Genomic DNA, 15,143 nt, shown 5'->3' on the forward strand with positions numbered 1-15,143 from the left:
TGCTTAGCTAAGAATTTTATTTAAATAACCGTAAATTTTTTTGTTACGTATAAGTTGCGGCAGTGCTAATCGTTCCATTTGTCTTAATAGCTGTTCCTTTCCATGGGGAAGTTTTTTTTCGCGATTTTGGGCCTCATAAAGCGTCTTTGCTATAATTTCCCCGGAATTTCCCGCAGTATTGCTAAAAATTTTAGCTTTCATAGCTTCCCTTTGACTTAAGAAAGCATCGTTATGCAATAATTCTTCAATCACCCCTCTAACTTCTGCCGGTTCATTCACCTGCCGACAGTAGCCGCGAATTATATTTTCCAAGCTTTCTTTTGAACTTAAGTGTTCCGGAATTTGCGGTAAATTAAATAATAATATTTTTTTGCCGGCCAGCATAGCATCAAAAATCGCCCCCGAATAATCGGAAATAACCACATCAGCAATTTTAAGTAAACTTAGTAAATCTGCAGATTCATCACGAATTACTATCTTATTTCCTTCTGCAACTTTGAGACCGTGGTGTAATTTGGCAATCACCAGATAACGTTCACTTAAATCTTCCAAAGCCTTTTGGTAATATCCCCAGGAAGATAATTCCCCGTAGGTGGGCAAATAAAGAATTACCGGTCTTCCTTTAGCTAACTCCAAGACCTTATCTTCTACTACTTCCCCTTTAAACCACCGGTCAAATCTGGGATTGCCAGCTTTCACTACCGGCGCATAGAAGGAAAGTTTTTCGGCATCGTAATCTCCATAAACAAAGATTAAATCAAAAAAAATATTCCACCAGGCATAATTCCACCCATCTTTTGCTAAACCATAAACCATCCGGAAATGATGGGCCTCGGGCTTTAACCGGTAGACCGTTGGAAAGAAAAACGGACCTAAAAATACTTTAATATTTTCTTTTATTAAATTTTGTTCAGTTTTATCAATCATCTGCCAAAATTCTATTCCTTTTTCCGTTAAAAATTTTCTTGCTTCCCGGACATTGCGGACATACCCTTCCGTTAAAATAATCCTGTAATCACTTTTGTTTAAATGTTTAATTATTGGTTCGTATAAAGTATAGTGAAATTTGGTATTCATTAAAAACCCAATCATAACCTCGCCTCCAAATTAAATATCCACCCTCTCTCGGGTGGACTAAAAACGCTTTCCTAAACAATTTTAATTATTAATTATAGTTTTTCCCTTACTAAGACTTTCCCCTAACACTCCTATCTTCTGTGCTCCAAAAGTTATCGCCGCTAAAATAATTAATATAAGCAATGCTGCCTGGGTAAAAGTTAAAAGATTTACATACAACGCAACAATGCCAAGTAAAATGTTTAATAAATAAATTATCAAAACGGTTTTTCTTTGGGAATAGCCCAAATCCAAAATACAATGGTGCAAATGTCCCTTATCCGGTTTAAAAATCGGACGGCCTGCAAAAAACCTCCTTAAAATCGCAAATAAAGTGTCAAAAATAGGTATAGCCATAACTAAAACAGGAACGAAAATTGAAATCAAAGTTGGACTTTTCGCGGTACCCAAAACCGACAAAATACCCAAACAGTATCCCAGAAACATTGAACCGGTATCACCTAAAAATATTTCTGCCGGATTAAAATTAAATTTTAAAAAAGCCAGGGCCCCGCCCGTTAAGGCAATCGCTGCATAATAAGCAAATTCATTTCCCCGGGTCAAGGCTGCAATCCCGATAAACACAGCAGAAATAGCAGCAGTCCCCGAAGCTAACCCATCAAGACCGTCAATTAAATTAATGGCATTAACAATTGCCACAATCCAGAAAATAGTTAAAAAATAAGAAGCATCTCCCAGCCAAATTAAACCGCCAAAGGGATTGGTAACGTAATTTACTTTTATTCCAAAAGCAACCGGAATAACGGCTGCCATAATTTGCCCTAAAAGCTTTACTTTGGGATTTAAGCTATAAACATCATCTAATATTCCAAAAATTATTAAAACAACACTTCCTGCCAAAATAGCCAGAACCTTCTGGTCAATTGGTAACAGTAACAAAACTGCGGCAGTAAAGCCCCAAAAAATGGCAAGACCTCCCATGCGGGGAATGGGAGTTTTATGAACTTTTCGAGCATCGGGAATATCGATTGCTCCCACTCTTAAGGCAATTTTTTTAACCATGGGAGTTAAAATTAACGTTAAAATTAAAGCAAGGGTAAATATTTGAAAAGTTTTAATCACTAACACTTAAATCATCTCCTATAAAAAATAACCCTAAAGATTATTGTAACATTTTCGGCATTTTTCTCAATAGCAATTTTTTCTTTTTTTAAGCAAGGGCAAATAAAATTTCCGCTTCAACCACTAACTCACCATTAACTTTTCCCGACCCTCTGGCTTTCCCAAGACTCCCTTTTATTTTTAAGAGTTCAACTTCAAAAACCACCTGATCTCCCGGTAATACCGGCTTTCTAAAGCGGGCACCATCAATACCGGCAAACATCGGAAGCTTTCCGGCATAACGTTCATCGGTTAAAATTGCCACAGCTCCTACCTGGGCCATGGCTTCTAATAGTAAAACCCCTGGCATAATAGGCCGCCCCGGGAAGTGCCCTTGAAAAAAGGGTTCGTTTATTGTGACATTTTTAATTCCAACCGCTTTTTCCCCGGGTACAACCTCCAGAATCTTGTCCACCAGTAAAAAGGGATACCTGTGGGGTAATATATTCATAATTTCGGTAATGTCTTTAATTGCCTCACTCATTATTTTCTTGTAACACCCCTTTAAAAATTATTTTCTTTTCCACAATATTATTTAACCGTTTTTCAATTTCTTTAATGTCGGTAGTTTTTGATACCGGATAAGCATAAACGATATCTCCCTGGCCAATTTCATTTACCAGATCGTAATTTATCAGGACTTGATATTTAATACCGCTCTGCCGAACTGCAGCCATATTTAAAGAATTATTTTGTTTAGCCTTCCACAAAAATCCCTCCACACCGGTATTAAGATTTTTACCCACCAGTTCTCTGGCGGCATTTACATCACTGATAATCCGGCTTTTATACTGTTCTAACGACTCCCCCGGTTTTTGGCTCCAAAAGCCGTTATCCGGAATTTTATGACCCTCAATACCAAACTCAGCCAATCCTAACTGGCTTATAGCCCGCACTTCCTCCCAGTTCATCATTTCCGGCCGTACACCTATATAACCTGTTATTAAAAACAAACTAAATTTCATATCATAAGCTTTAAGTAAGCCCGCCCCATCGTTAAAAAATCCTTTATAGCCGTCAATAAAAATTAGTCCCACGGGTTTAGGAGGAGGTAAATTCCTTTCCCCAACATAATCGGCAATTTCACCGGCGGTTGCGGTCTGAAAGCCGCCCTCTTTAATTAATTCCAGAATCCGGTCAAGGGTCTGGGGATAGAGGGCATAAATGTTTTGATCATCCACCCCGGGTGGTTTAATATCAAGAAACAGAAAAACCGGAATATGGTATAACTCTGCTTCAACCTCAAAGCGGTATCTATCTTCGGTTAATAAGTTACCATCATTGTCGCGGCCATCCCAGGTAACTTCGTTAGTGCCTTTTTTTATTCTTTCTAAATTAATCTCACGGACCAGGTCATTTACCTCGTTATAAATTTTTATTTTTCCCCGGGCTAATATTGGAGAGTCAAAATAAATTTTATACGAATTATTTTTTGCTCCAAAACCAATAACTTTAAAAGTCTTTAAGTCATCGGGGGTAAAAAAGTCAAAAACATCACCTTCAATAAAAAATATTCCGAGAGTAAAAATTGCAACAAAAATAATTAACTGAATTAAGATAATCTTTAACCAAAATTTCATTAAAACTGCCCCCAAACGGCAAAAAATTTATCATCAGGGGTTTTCCCACAACAAATTGGGGTGCAAAACCAAATATTCCTATTAGCAGCCAAAGTAAAAAAGTCTTTTTTCCCGTTCACCGAACTCCCTCGGAAACCTGGCTGTTATAGGTCTCCCCAGCGGTAGTTTCGGGAATACTGTTCAGAGGTGGTGGTTGTTGCTCAGTCGGTGGGGAATAACCGACGGGACCATTCTGGTAAGTAGTCCCGCCGGTAGTACTATCTGAGCTAGGGGGTGGAATAGTTTTCTGATTATCATTTTGAGCTGGCGGCGTAGTTTGTTCGGATGTACCCGGAGGCAAAGTAGCCTTGTCACCATCAGTGCCCGAACCATTTCCGGGATTTGGCTGATAAGTATCACTACCTGTGGCAGGTTTTTTCTGATAGGTTTCCTTAGTAGTTGAAGTTTTTGGAGTCTTAACAGTTTTTTTCTTCTTGACAATTTTAACCCCGGCATTTTCTTCCTTGGTACCAAGAACGATATTTTGTTCTATTTGTCCCGCAAACAGCATATCTACCAGGTTTTTAGCCACTTCCAAATCCGCCTGCCAGTAGCTTACGCCATTGTAGTTGTAGAAATATCCCGGAAGGGTCTGGGTAATGATGCTATCCTTATTGAGCTCCCGACTAAAGGCTAAAAGCGACATCAGGTCTTTGGTGGACATATCCGTTTCAACCATTTGAATAATTTCCGGAATGAGTTTGGGAAGCTTTAAAAGCGTTCCCGGTTGCAAAGCTTGTTCGGCTAAAGCTTTTAAGAATTTCTGTTGCCTTTGGGTACGACTAATATCACCCAAAGCATCACTTCTATAACGCACATACATTAAGGCTTTTTCCCCGTTTAAGTGCTGCCGACCCTTTTTAAGATTAATGGTATAGGGATACTCATCAGCGTGATACATGTCTTTCTCAACGTCAATGGTAACCCCGCCCAAGGTATCAATAACTTTTTTAAAATCTTCAAAGTTTACCAGTACATAATAGTCCACCGGCTTTCCTAAAAGGTCAGAAACCACTTGTTTGGTTAAATCTATCCCACCTACAACATGGGCCGCATTTATTTTATCCCAGCCGTGCCCCGGAATATTTACCCGCGTATCCCGCGGTATGGAAACCAGGACAACTTTTTTTAAATTGCTGTCAATGCTGGCAAAAATAATGGTATCGGTACGCTCCCTGCGGTTTTTACTATGGCGGTCATCAACCCCTAAAAGAAGAATATTTACCCTCCCGGGTTTTTCGCTGGCAACGGCTATGTTATCCCCCTGGGTTCGCGGGGGGGTAAAGACATCTTTCATGGTATAGTAAAAGTAAGCAAAAGCGGTTCCGATAACAAATAGCAAAATTAAAAGGGATAAGAGTAAAACCTTTCGCCGCCGCTTTTTTTTACGAAGAATCTTTTTCTGCACTCTTTCCATTGCGGAGTCCAAGCTTATCACCTCATTTCCTCATCTATTTTACTTTATTTTAAAAACTTCCACAATATTAAAATCTTAGAAAAAAGAAAAAGCGGAAAGGGTCTTCCCCTTCCGCCCTTGATAAGAAATTTGGGACTGGATAAAACCTTGATTCTGTTGACGGTGCTTAGGTTCTTTATAAACTCCTGAAATAGACGAGAGTAATTATAATTACTGAAGTTTTACGTATTTTTTGCTTACATATCCAAATTTTCCGCTCGAGGTTTTTACATAATACCAATCGCCGGTAGACTTATTAAGGTAAACAGTGAGGCGTGTATTTAAAGGCAATTTCGCAATGATATTATTGCTTGAAACCTGAGGTGTTTTCCTTAAGTATAGATTATTAGTTGCTACTATCCCAACTCTTGTTGTATCAGGAACTGCAGGATTAGAAGCTGACAATTCTGCAATTTTTTTCTCCAAAGCAGCAAGGCGAGCTTTTAAATCATTTACCTGGTCGGCAACCACCTTCACCTGTTTATCCACATAACTTTTAGCTACCAGTGGATCCTGGGGTGACCCGGGAACCACATCTTCATTCTGAGCCAAGATTTTTCCCCCCAGGATTAGCCCGGCAGTAAAAGCGATAATTATACCCAAAATCACATATACGTTTTTTTTCATAAAAACCACCGCCTTCAATCGTTTTAATTATATTTTAACACTTTTTCGGCAGATTTGTCCAAAAAAACTGGTAAATTATCCGTTATCCTTCTATAATTAAATATATAAACTACGGCCAAAGGGGGTGGAAAAATGATTAAAACTTATTACTACAACCACAAAACTAACACCATGGAACATGATGTGGATTTATCCAGACTTGCGGAACTTTTAGCGGATCCCGAAAGCATGCTGTGGGTAGATTTATACAATTTTGAGGAAAAAGAGCTTTACTACCTCGCCCGCATTTTTAACTTTCACGAATTGACGGTAGAAGACTGTTTAACCTTCAGCCCCCGGGCCAAAGTGGATAAGTACGAAAATTATTATTTCTTCCTGCTCCACGCCTTAAGATACGATGAAGAACAGGATGAAGAAATCCTTCTGGTGCAGTTAGGCGTTTATCTGGGCACAAACTTTATCGTTACCGTTCATAAAAGTGCCCTTCCCAGTCTCGGTAAGCTTGCTTTGGTATGCCGCCGGAGTTCCGAAATCTGTGTAAAGGGCACCGAATACTTTCTTTATTCGATCATTGACGGCATTGTCGATGAATATTTCCCCATCCTCGAACAAGTAACCAACCGTATCGAGGACCTGGAAGATGAAATTTACGAACAACCCAACCGGGAAATTACCGATGAGTTTATTGACTTAAAGCGTACCATTTTAGCAATCCGCAGGGCAATATCCCACCAGAAAAGGATTTTCGGTAATTTAATTCGTCCACCTTTCCCGTTAAGCGAAGAGATAAAGCCTTATTTTTCCGACCTTGCCGACCATTTAGAGCGGGCCACCGATACGGTCGATAGCCAGCGGGACATGCTCGATCAAATCTTAATGACTTATAACTCTATTATTACTACGCGAACCAACGAGACAATGCGGGTTTTAACAATCATTTCGACCATTTTCATGCCCCTCACCTTTGTCACCGGGTTTTTCGGAATGAACGTACCATTTCCGGCCCAGAATCATTATATCTCTACCGGCATTATCACCGCAGGTTTAATCGCTATTTCTTACGGCATGGTTCGCTGGTTTAAGTATAAAAATTGGATGTGATAATGGTGGCCAATTAGACATTGGATAGTGGAAGTTTGAAATTGGAAAATAAAATGCAAATACTGGCTAAAGCCAGCCCTACCATAACGGAGAACGCCTTGATGTAAGAAAAAAGCTGCGTACTTTGAGCGTACGCAGCTTTTTTTCTTTTACATCTTCTCAAAAGCATCCTTGTCGGCGCCGCAGTCGGGGCAAACCCAGTCCGCCGGAAGGTTTTCAAAAGGCGTACCTGGAGCTATCCCCTGAGACTCATCCCCTACTTCCGGGTCATAGACATACCCGCAAATACTGCAAACATATTTGTCCATCCCAATACCTCCCATGATATTTTTAGGAAAAAAGTTTTCTTACTTCATTTACAAGCTTTACATCACCTATTAAAAGCGCCCCTACAAGTTTTTCATCCTTGTAGTAATACTTAAGGAAGTTATCTCCCCGGTCTTCCCTACGGGAAGTTACACCTTCACCCATAACCGTTCCTATACTGAAAACGGTTTTCCCAAAAACCTTTAAAACATTTTGAGGAGGAATAGGAGTATAAATTTTAGATGCTCCGGCAGCATTAGCCCCGGCAACTTTTCCCTGCTCCATTGCCACCGGCCAAATGCCCGGCATCTGCCCCTCAAACTCGGCTACATCACCGGCTGCATAAATGTTTTCCCGGGAAGTAGCCATATACTTGTCCACTATAATCCCCCGATTAATGCCTAAAGTTAGCATATTTGCTACTTCTAAGTAAGGCCGAACCCCCGTTGAAAATACCACAATATCGGTTGCTACTGAACTTCCATCCTTAAATACTACCTTTTCTACCTGTTCGATACCTTCAATCCGGTCTACGTCTCTTGCAAGATAAAGTTCTACCCCTGCTTCTTGAGCAGCTCTGGAAAGAATTTTGGAACCTTCTTCATCCACCTGGCGGGGTAATAAGCGGTCGTTATGTTCTACAACCCCTACCCAAACTCCCCTTTTGCCGAGATAATACGCCACTTCCAGTCCCAATACTCCCCCACCTATTACCACCGCTCTCCGGGCTTTTTCCGCACGGTCCCGAATGGCCTTTAAATCATCCAAATTCCTTAAGGTGTAAACACCGGGAAGATCCCCACCGGAAACCGGGGGTTTAAAAGCATAACTTCCTGTAGTCAGAATAAGCCGGTCAAAAGGTACTACCGTTCCGTCATGTAATGTAAGCTCCCTGGATTCAAGGCGTGCTCCGGTAACCTTTTTCCCCAGGATTACTTTGATCTTCCTTTCCTCATACCAGGAAGGAGGGTGAAGCAAAAGACTTTCTTCTTTCAGCTCGCCACTTAAATATTCCGAAAGCTTTAGGCGGTAATAGGGATAGTATTTTTCGGCGGAAATAAGGGTAATTTCCGCAGTATCGCTAACCTCCCGGGCAGCGGCAGCTGCTGAAACCCCCGCAATCCCCCCGCCAACAATCACAATTTTCATCTTATCAACCTCACTTTGTTGTGGTCAGTGGTAGGTCGTCGGTGGTCAGTATAATAATTTTTTCCTACCACCTACCACTAACCACCTATCACCTACTACTTACCACCTACCACCGTCCTTACCCCCATTTCTGCTTGGTCATGTGGGTAGCAAGCTCGGCTTTTATCATTTGCCGAAGCTCATAAGCGGCTTTCGTAGCCTTTTCAAAAATATCGACGCAACCAGGGTCTAACTTAATTTCCAGACCCCTTTGAGCAAGCTCAGCAACAATTGCCAAGTGTTTAGCAAGATTCATATGTATATCGTTGGTTTCCCGGGACTTTAAAACAAGTTGGGCTACATCCTCTTCCAGTTGATTGAATTTTTCCTTGGGCGCACCGCATTTCGGGCATTTATCCGGGGCATCAGCCCCATCCCAGATAAATCCGCACACCGAGCATTTAAATAACATTAGGATATGCCTCCTTTTTTAATTGTGGTAAGTGGTCTGTCGCAAGTGGTAGGTAAAGGTTTTACCGACGACCAACCACTTATGACTTACCACCATTAATAGTTTTCACTTAAAGGCATGTAGTAGCCTTTAGCGTGTTTACAAACCGGGCAGACTTCTGGTGGCTCCGTACCTTCTACGATAAAGCCACATTCACTGCATTGCCAGCGAATAGCCGTATCCCGTTTTAAAAGCTTCCCCTGAGTTACCATCTCCAAAAGCTTTTGGTAACGCTGGGCGTGAAACTTTTCGATAGTTACCAGCCTCTCAAATAACTCGGCCGCCTCAATCTCTCCTTCTTCCCGGGCAATTTTAGCAAATTCCGGATACATATCGGCATACTCGTAAGTTTCGCCTTCCATGGCCGCTTTTAAGTTTGCTGCAGTATCCCCTAAAGCCCCTAAAAGCTTAAAAAGCTGTTCGGCATGCTCTTTTTCGTTTTGGGCAGTCTCTTCAAAAAACCTTGCAACCTCCACTAAACCTTCTTTTTTGGCCACCGCTGCAAAAAAAGTATACTTATTGCGCGCCTGACTCTCGCCGGCAAAAGCCGCCAGCAAATTATCCCTGGTTTTGCCCATTTCAAAAACCTCCTCAAGGGAAAATTTTGTTATTTTCATTATATTAGTCTCACGTCTAAAAATCAATGCACTTAATAATAATTATTATTTAAATACTGCAATTTCAGCAAATTTTTCTACATTTTTTTCATCTGCATAAATTTTTTATCTGCAAATAAAACTATAAATAAAGCGGGAAGAAATCCCAATCGTTTCGTTGAGGAAGCCCCTTAGGCGAAACCGGGATTTCCGCCCGCTTTAAAATTTATCCCAGCGGCGGGCCCGGGCTTACCGGCAGTAAGATAACATCACCGGGCATTAGCTTTTGCGGGTCTTTCCCAGGATTTAATTTTATAATTTCTTCCACCGGCACGCCGATTTTCTTGGCTATTTTATAAAAAGTATCACCGGGTTTTATTACGTACTCCATCGTTTCCGGAGGCATTCCCGCCACCTCTCCTACTTCCGTTACAACATCCTGGGATACGGTTTCCGTAACTTTTGCTCTTACCCGGACCACCACTTCAGCTTGAAGGGTGCAATGCTCGATCACTTTTACGTTGGCGTATTCCACCTTCGGCCAGGTATAAAGATTTTGGCCGGGTTTGGCTCCGGGAATGCTCACCGTAAGTTTAAAGGGTACGTTTATATCAAGATGGCGGATTTCCTCCGAGCCTTCCGGCAAATACATTACCCCAAGCATTGCTTCGCCCTGAATTTCGCTCTCTCCATCGGTTAAGCGCGAAGTTTTCACCACGGCTTTTTCCTGATGGATATGGAGGATTTTTACCTCCCCATCAAGTTTCCATTCTTTTTGAGCTGTAGTCTGGGCGGTATTTTCACCCACCACCCTTTCGGCTATAAGCTTTTTAGTGGTGTATTCGGCACCGGTGAGTTTGGTAACTATTCTTAATTGTTTTTCCATTAAAGCTTGAGCCAGAAGTTTTAGTTTTGCTTCAATTCTAAACTCCCGATTGCCAAGTTTTCCTGCTTTTATCTCTAAAATTTCACCGTTTACCTCGCCTATCATCCCTTCTTCGGCCAATGGCACTTCGATAAATTCAAATACGGGAATGGTAAAACGAACCGTATATTCGGGATCCTCATGGTGATAAGTGACTTTGGCTTCAATTTCTCCTTCCACCACCACTTTTCCGGCTAAAGCTCTCGCCGATTTAGCCCGAAACTCCCCGGTAATATTTAAAACACCATCAATATCCGGCTTATCTTTGGGAATTTTAACCCGGCTTTGATAGGATTTTTCCTTTTCACCCGTCCCAATTACTGCATCTACTTTAATTAAAGTCTTTTCGGGAAGTAAATTATCCGGTACGTCGGTTATCACCTCCAATACGGTGGTTTTTACCGCCCGTACCTTATTTTTAAGAGTTACTTCGACCGACAACTTTTCCCCCTCATCGGTTATTTTTGCTTTAAAATTTATGACCTCCGAAGTTCCCTTTACCAGATCTCCTTTGCTTACTCCCGGTAAATCCAGTAAATCCTCAAAAGGTAGATTTTTTTCATAATGAAAAACTTCATCGTGCCGGTTTTGAGCGGAGTAGTATATATGAACGGTTACAACCCCGTTAATCCTTACTTTGCCATTTTCCACCATAGCCTTTTGAATTTTACTTTCAGCATAGGCTCTTATTATTTTCCCTATTGGCAGTAAGTAGTATGGCAGCTCTATCAAGCTCATTAACTTTAGCTCTTTTTCCGCTTCCCCCACCAAAATGTTGACCTTTAACTGCTCTTTTAAAATATCCATTTTTTTCACCTCCTTCTTTTCTTAATTTATAGTATGATTTTGCGGCTCATGACGTTTTTCCAGAATTTTATGGATTAATTTAATCATTTTTATCTTTTATAATTAAGACAAGGAGGGGTAACATGAAAAAATTTATCACTATTACCTTGCTTGCGCTTTTTCTTTTAGTAACCACCCTTGTTTCCGTTTCCGCTTATACCTTGAATATTGTAATCGTACCAAAAACCACTCCTGCGGTTACTCCCGTGCCTTCTGCCTCGGTTGCTGCCAATACTCAGGGAATAGTGCTGACCGCTGATGAAAAAAGATTCTTAGAGCTGACCAATCAGGCCCGAATAAAAAACGGGTTAAAGCCCTTAGCGGTCGATCCGCGCCTGGTGCAAACTGCCCGGCTCAAAGCCGAAGATATGGCCAAACTCGGTTACTTCGGCCACATCTCTCCCACTTACGGTAAACCTTCCACCATGATGATAGCTTATGGCATTAAAGATTACCGGTGGATTGGGGGGGAAAACTTAGCGCAAAACTCTACGGTAGACCGGGCTTTTAACGCTTTAATGAACAGCCCCACCCACCGGGCCAACATTTTAGACCCCCGCTACACTCATATCGGGGTAGCTTCGGTCCCCGGGGGCCGTTACGGCAAGCTCTGGGTCCAGCACTTTTGCGGCAAGTAGTAATTTCGGGACAGTCCCTAAAATTATACTTTAACGGTAATTTTGGGGACTGTCCCTTTTTTTATACTTTAAAACCCGCCGGAGAGGCGGGCTTTAAAGTTAGTCTTCATTTAATACGAAGAGAACTAAAATGAACAGGAAGAAAAACATCCATTCGTTATTTCTCCAGCTCATCTTTCTCCCTCCTTTTGGTTTCTACCTTATAATATTCAATTAACTCCTTCGGGGTTACTGTCCGGCTTATACTCCAGGATTTCCCGTAGATTGGATATGGTAAAGCTTATCGTTGATAAAGTTTTCTTTACCGTATCCAGCGTAAAGCTTATTGATCTTATGTGTCTTTCCATATCTTCCGATAGGGCAATTAAAACAACAATGATTAAGAGGATTTTTAAGTTTTTATTCGTTACAAAATTAAACGATGCCTGTTCCGGCAGAGCATTTACCGCCTCCTCCATAACTTCACCCCCATTATTAAAATATGAATAAAGAAAAGCCGGGGTTCTTTTCCTCTTCTTTTGCATAATATGGTATCAAAGGGTAAACAGGAGGTGGAAAAATTGGATTTAGACAAACTTTTAGCTCAGGGTAAAAAGGAACTTTTAGCTAAAAAAATTGAAACGGTAAGCCCCGGCGGCGGAATTAAAGTAGTTTTAAACGGGCTTATGGAAGTTATGGAAATAAAAATAAGTCCGTCCCTCTTTAAAGAGGAAAAAGTGGAGTATTTAGAAAAGCTATTAAAAGAAACCTTTAATTTAGCAGCTAAAAGAGCTCAAAAAATAATAGCCGAAGAGGTAGAAAAAAATCTTTCTAACTCCCCGTTAAGCAATCTTTTTAATCTCTTTGGCTAAGCTAAAAAACCCTCTCAATTCCATTCCTGGAATCTGAGAGGGTCACATTTTTCTAAAGGGTATGGTAAAGGGCTTGAAATTTTTCCAGGTGTACTATTTCGTCGTTTCTAATTTCATAAATTACCCGGTCCACTTTTTCTAAAGTGGAATAATTTATAATCTCTAAATAATCCCTGATTGCCGCTTCTTCCCCTTTAATTGCCTTTTGCACCGCCTCTTTAATATTGGTTACTTTTTCCGGCAAAACCCCGGTAATTACCGGGCTTTTACCCGTCAGATCCCGATATAAATCGGAAATTTTTACAATATGTTCCCGTTCATCGTGTCTTGCCTCAACAAAAGCTTCCCGCACCAAATAATCGTTAGTCGCTTTTAATACTTCCGTGTAAAAAAGCTCCGCCTCTTTCTCATCTTTTAAGGCCTTATCTAACATTTCCACAAGTTTATCCAAGTTCATATCTATCCCTTCTTCCATAATTTTTATAAATAAAGCCCTCCAAGGAGGGCTTTAAAATAGGATTAATCTTCTATTCCAAATAGTAAGAGGATTAAAAGAAAGAATAATAAGAAGTTCATTGGCCTATGATGATGTTCATGGTTGCCGTTGTAGCCCATACGGTGACCTCCTTTCACAGTAACTTTAACCTACTTTTATTCCTCCATACCAAAGAGCAGGAGGATGAGGATTAGGAAGAAGAAGAAATCCATTCTTTTCTTCATGAAGCCCATTACACTACCTCCTTTTCTGCAGTGGTACAAGTTTCATGTTCATCATCATGGTCATTTAGCCCAAAGATCAACAGGATGAGAATGAAAAACAAGAACCATTGGTTGCTTCCATTCATTGACATTAGCGTCCCTCCTTTTACTCTGTCTAATTTAACTTATGAATTTTAGGGCAATTAGGTTACTATGAGTTCTAAAATAATCTTTTAAAACATATGCTGTTAAAAGACACCGATAAGTTGAGGTGGTAAAATGGCAGAGGAAAAAGAAAGTAGAGGCTCTTTAATCGACACCTTGCTTTACCTTCTTGATCTTGAAAGTAAACGCGGAATTGATACTGATAAGGTTTTACTCACCATGCTTTTGCTGAATATTACCGCGGTAACAAATCTCGTTCTCCACCGGATCTCCCCGATAAGCTTTCAAGGAGCGGTTCCAGGCCCTATACCCCCCGGTGAGCTAACCAGCCTGCTTCCTCTTTTAACATCCCTGATGCAAAGCAAAGGTGGGAGTGGAGGTAATTTAAATCCCGCTCTAATGAGCCTTTTGACAAATTTTTTATCTCAAACTTCCGAACCCCCAAAAAAAGAACTCCCTCCGGAAAAGGAGGGGAAAAAGGAAGACCACCGAAAGTAGCAAATAAGCTGGTCTGGCGCATCTAACAGCAGTCTTCATCCAGTAAAACTAAGAAAAGCAAAAGGAGCAGGAAAGCGGCAGCACAGCGCCGGTGGTGGCGTTCGGTCATAAACCAGCACCTCCCTTTTCTTTCTTTGCTATAGAATATGAAAAAAATTTTTTAAAGGTTTCTTCACCGCACCCTTTTCAAAAAAACGTCATATTATACAATAGCACCGAACAAATAAAAGCTTTGGAAGGGAGGAAATTACATGCGCCAGGTTGAAGTAAACTGCTGTCCGGTGGTTATGGACGCGGTTACCGAGTCAGGAATTAAGTGCTTTCACAACACCCATATCCTGTGTAAAGACACCAACGGCAATTGCATTCCAATTGACGCATGTATTTTAAAAGCTATTGTTTATGATTTAAACATTATTTCCGTTCAACAGGTCAATGGCTGCATGAACATTAAAGGTACCTATAGGGTAAGGGTTCTTTACGAATTCGATAACCAGACCCAGGTAGGTACTGCCGACGAGCAATTTGATTTTGATGTAAACATACCATTAGCTAAAACCGACTGCATCGTTGCCAAATGTGACTGCTGTGAAGAAGAATGTGCAACCGCTACTAAACTCCATGTAATTTTTGCCACCGTGGAAATGGATACCACCGGTTCCTGTCAGGGACAATGCACGGGCTCCCCTGTAGTGCGCATCAGAGTAATTGTGGAAAAAGAATTTATGGCGTTTAAGCACTGCAAAGCCGTGGTATGCTTACCTCTCTGCCCGCCCGAGTTCTGCGCCCCCGGCGAAGGACCTCCGGCAGGAGAATGCCCCGATTATGTGGAAACTACCGAATGCCCATCCTGGTGTCAGGATAACCCCGATTCTCCGTATAATGAATGCACATCCTGTCCGCCACCGCAAGTTACCGGAACCCCATAAAAAATCCCCC

Annotated in this window: 18 protein-coding genes; 5 read left to right on the top strand and 13 right to left on the bottom strand. The window is 41.1% G+C overall.

What is annotated here, in order from left to right; translation table 11 throughout:
* Positions 1 to 3: 3 nt before the first annotated feature.
* The 6 genes from CHY_RS11980 to CHY_RS12005 form a co-directional block, all read right to left on the bottom strand.
* Complete coding sequence (locus tag CHY_RS11980) at positions 4 to 1,092, bottom strand: CDP-glycerol--poly(glycerophosphate) glycerophosphotransferase (protein ID WP_011345453.1); 1,089 nt, start codon at positions 1,090 to 1,092, stop codon at positions 4 to 6.
* 66 nt (positions 1,093 to 1,158) lie between these two features.
* Positions 1,159 to 2,205, bottom strand: coding sequence for an MraY family glycosyltransferase (locus tag CHY_RS11985; RefSeq protein ID WP_011345454.1), 1,047 nt, complete (start codon positions 2,203 to 2,205; stop codon positions 1,159 to 1,161).
* An 82-nt stretch (positions 2,206 to 2,287) separates the two neighbouring features.
* Positions 2,288 to 2,710 carry a 3-hydroxyacyl-ACP dehydratase FabZ gene (fabZ, locus tag CHY_RS11990; protein ID WP_041538062.1) on the bottom strand — a complete coding sequence of 141 codons (423 nt, stop codon included), beginning with the start codon at positions 2,708 to 2,710 and terminating at the stop codon, positions 2,288 to 2,290.
* A 4-nt stretch (positions 2,711 to 2,714) separates the two neighbouring features.
* Positions 2,715 to 3,818 (bottom strand): FlgD immunoglobulin-like domain containing protein, encoded by a 1,104-nt coding sequence (locus CHY_RS11995; RefSeq protein WP_011345456.1) that lies wholly within the window; start codon positions 3,816 to 3,818, stop codon positions 2,715 to 2,717.
* Positions 3,819 to 3,933: 115 nt separating this feature from the next.
* Positions 3,934 to 5,295: an LCP family protein gene (locus CHY_RS12000; RefSeq protein WP_049752109.1), complete on the bottom strand. Its 1,362-nt coding sequence runs from the start codon at positions 5,293 to 5,295 to the stop codon at positions 3,934 to 3,936.
* 189 nt (positions 5,296 to 5,484) lie between these two features.
* Entirely contained in the window at positions 5,485 to 5,940 is a 456-nt protein-coding gene (locus tag CHY_RS12005) for an SH3 domain-containing protein (RefSeq protein WP_011345458.1), read from the bottom strand.
* Positions 5,941 to 6,072: 132 nt separating this feature from the next.
* Here CHY_RS12005 and corA point away from each other — a divergent pair, with 132 nt between their 5' ends.
* Positions 6,073 to 7,041, top strand: a complete 969-nt coding sequence (gene corA, locus CHY_RS12010; RefSeq protein WP_011345460.1) for a magnesium/cobalt transporter CorA — start codon at positions 6,073 to 6,075, stop codon at positions 7,039 to 7,041.
* 149 nt (positions 7,042 to 7,190) lie between these two features.
* Here the strand turns inward: corA and rd are convergent, their stop codons facing one another.
* The 5 genes from rd to CHY_RS12910 form a co-directional block, all read right to left on the bottom strand.
* Positions 7,191 to 7,349 (bottom strand): rubredoxin, encoded by a 159-nt coding sequence (rd, locus tag CHY_RS12015; protein ID WP_011345461.1) that lies wholly within the window; start codon positions 7,347 to 7,349, stop codon positions 7,191 to 7,193.
* 22 nt (positions 7,350 to 7,371) lie between these two features.
* The gene (locus CHY_RS12020) at positions 7,372 to 8,496 is read right to left on the bottom strand and encodes an NAD(P)/FAD-dependent oxidoreductase (protein WP_011345462.1); all 1,125 of its coding nucleotides are present in this window, start codon (positions 8,494 to 8,496) and stop codon (positions 7,372 to 7,374) included.
* Positions 8,497 to 8,614: 118 nt separating this feature from the next.
* Positions 8,615 to 8,947 carry a rubredoxin-like domain-containing protein gene (locus CHY_RS12025; RefSeq protein ID WP_011345463.1) on the bottom strand — a complete coding sequence of 111 codons (333 nt, stop codon included), beginning with the start codon at positions 8,945 to 8,947 and terminating at the stop codon, positions 8,615 to 8,617.
* A 95-nt stretch (positions 8,948 to 9,042) separates the two neighbouring features.
* Positions 9,043 to 9,564, bottom strand: a complete 522-nt coding sequence (gene rbr, locus CHY_RS12030) for a rubrerythrin (RefSeq protein WP_011345464.1) — start codon at positions 9,562 to 9,564, stop codon at positions 9,043 to 9,045.
* A 244-nt stretch (positions 9,565 to 9,808) separates the two neighbouring features.
* Entirely contained in the window at positions 9,809 to 11,314 is a 1,506-nt protein-coding gene (locus tag CHY_RS12910; RefSeq protein WP_011345465.1) for a DUF3794 and LysM peptidoglycan-binding domain-containing protein, read from the bottom strand.
* Positions 11,315 to 11,436: 122 nt separating this feature from the next.
* On the opposite strand from CHY_RS12910, the gene CHY_RS12040 reads away from it, so the two are divergent.
* A complete protein-coding gene (locus CHY_RS12040) occupies positions 11,437 to 11,991 on the top strand; it encodes a CAP domain-containing protein (protein ID WP_011345466.1) in 555 nt (184 codons plus the stop codon).
* A gap of 209 nt (positions 11,992 to 12,200) precedes the next feature.
* Here the strand turns inward: CHY_RS12040 and CHY_RS12045 are convergent, their stop codons facing one another.
* On the bottom strand, positions 12,201 to 12,449 hold the full coding sequence (locus tag CHY_RS12045; protein ID WP_028052791.1) for a hypothetical protein: 249 nt from the start codon (positions 12,447 to 12,449) through the stop codon (positions 12,201 to 12,203).
* A 102-nt stretch (positions 12,450 to 12,551) separates the two neighbouring features.
* Here CHY_RS12045 and CHY_RS12050 point away from each other — a divergent pair, with 102 nt between their 5' ends.
* Positions 12,552 to 12,842, top strand: coding sequence for a YbaB/EbfC family nucleoid-associated protein (locus CHY_RS12050; protein ID WP_034542074.1), 291 nt, complete (start codon positions 12,552 to 12,554; stop codon positions 12,840 to 12,842).
* Positions 12,843 to 12,894: 52 nt separating this feature from the next.
* Here the strand turns inward: CHY_RS12050 and CHY_RS12055 are convergent, their stop codons facing one another.
* Positions 12,895 to 13,299 (bottom strand): ferritin family protein, encoded by a 405-nt coding sequence (locus tag CHY_RS12055; RefSeq protein WP_011345470.1) that lies wholly within the window; start codon positions 13,297 to 13,299, stop codon positions 12,895 to 12,897.
* A gap of 521 nt (positions 13,300 to 13,820) precedes the next feature.
* Here CHY_RS12055 and CHY_RS12060 point away from each other — a divergent pair.
* Entirely contained in the window at positions 13,821 to 14,204 is a 384-nt protein-coding gene (locus CHY_RS12060; protein WP_011345471.1) for a hypothetical protein, read from the top strand.
* A 251-nt stretch (positions 14,205 to 14,455) separates the two neighbouring features.
* Positions 14,456 to 15,133: a hypothetical protein gene (locus CHY_RS12065; protein WP_011345473.1), complete on the top strand. Its 678-nt coding sequence runs from the start codon at positions 14,456 to 14,458 to the stop codon at positions 15,131 to 15,133.
* Positions 15,134 to 15,143 lie beyond the last annotated feature (10 nt).

It is taken from the genome of Carboxydothermus hydrogenoformans Z-2901 (genome assembly GCF_000012865.1).
Lineage (GTDB): Bacteria > Bacillota > Z-2901 > Carboxydothermales > Carboxydothermaceae > Carboxydothermus > Carboxydothermus hydrogenoformans.

Excerpts from the sequence above, each read along its gene's own strand:
- CHY_RS11980 (WP_011345453.1), bottom strand. The coding sequence starts at position 1,092 with ATGATTGGGTTTTTAATGAATACCAAATTTCACTATACTTTATACGAA.
- CHY_RS11995 (WP_011345456.1), bottom strand. The coding sequence starts at position 3,818 with ATGAAATTTTGGTTAAAGATTATCTTAATTCAGTTAATTATTTTTGTT.
- CHY_RS12005 (WP_011345458.1), bottom strand. The coding sequence starts at position 5,940 with ATGAAAAAAAACGTATATGTGATTTTGGGTATAATTATCGCTTTTACT.
- corA (WP_011345460.1), top strand. The coding sequence starts at position 6,073 with ATGATTAAAACTTATTACTACAACCACAAAACTAACACCATGGAACAT.
- rd (WP_011345461.1), bottom strand. The coding sequence starts at position 7,349 with ATGGACAAATATGTTTGCAGTATTTGCGGGTATGTCTATGACCCGGAA.
- CHY_RS12020 (WP_011345462.1), bottom strand. The coding sequence starts at position 8,496 with ATGAAAATTGTGATTGTTGGCGGGGGGATTGCGGGGGTTTCAGCAGCT.
- CHY_RS12025 (WP_011345463.1), bottom strand. The coding sequence starts at position 8,947 with ATGTTATTTAAATGCTCGGTGTGCGGATTTATCTGGGATGGGGCTGAT.
- rbr (WP_011345464.1), bottom strand. The coding sequence starts at position 9,564 with ATGGGCAAAACCAGGGATAATTTGCTGGCGGCTTTTGCCGGCGAGAGT.
- CHY_RS12910 (WP_011345465.1), bottom strand. The coding sequence starts at position 11,314 with ATGGATATTTTAAAAGAGCAGTTAAAGGTCAACATTTTGGTGGGGGAA.
- CHY_RS12040 (WP_011345466.1), top strand. The coding sequence starts at position 11,437 with ATGAAAAAATTTATCACTATTACCTTGCTTGCGCTTTTTCTTTTAGTA.
- CHY_RS12045 (WP_028052791.1), bottom strand. The coding sequence starts at position 12,449 with ATGGAGGAGGCGGTAAATGCTCTGCCGGAACAGGCATCGTTTAATTTT.
- CHY_RS12055 (WP_011345470.1), bottom strand. The coding sequence starts at position 13,299 with ATGAACTTGGATAAACTTGTGGAAATGTTAGATAAGGCCTTAAAAGAT.
- CHY_RS12060 (WP_011345471.1), top strand. The coding sequence starts at position 13,821 with ATGGCAGAGGAAAAAGAAAGTAGAGGCTCTTTAATCGACACCTTGCTT.
- CHY_RS12065 (WP_011345473.1), top strand. The coding sequence starts at position 14,456 with ATGCGCCAGGTTGAAGTAAACTGCTGTCCGGTGGTTATGGACGCGGTT.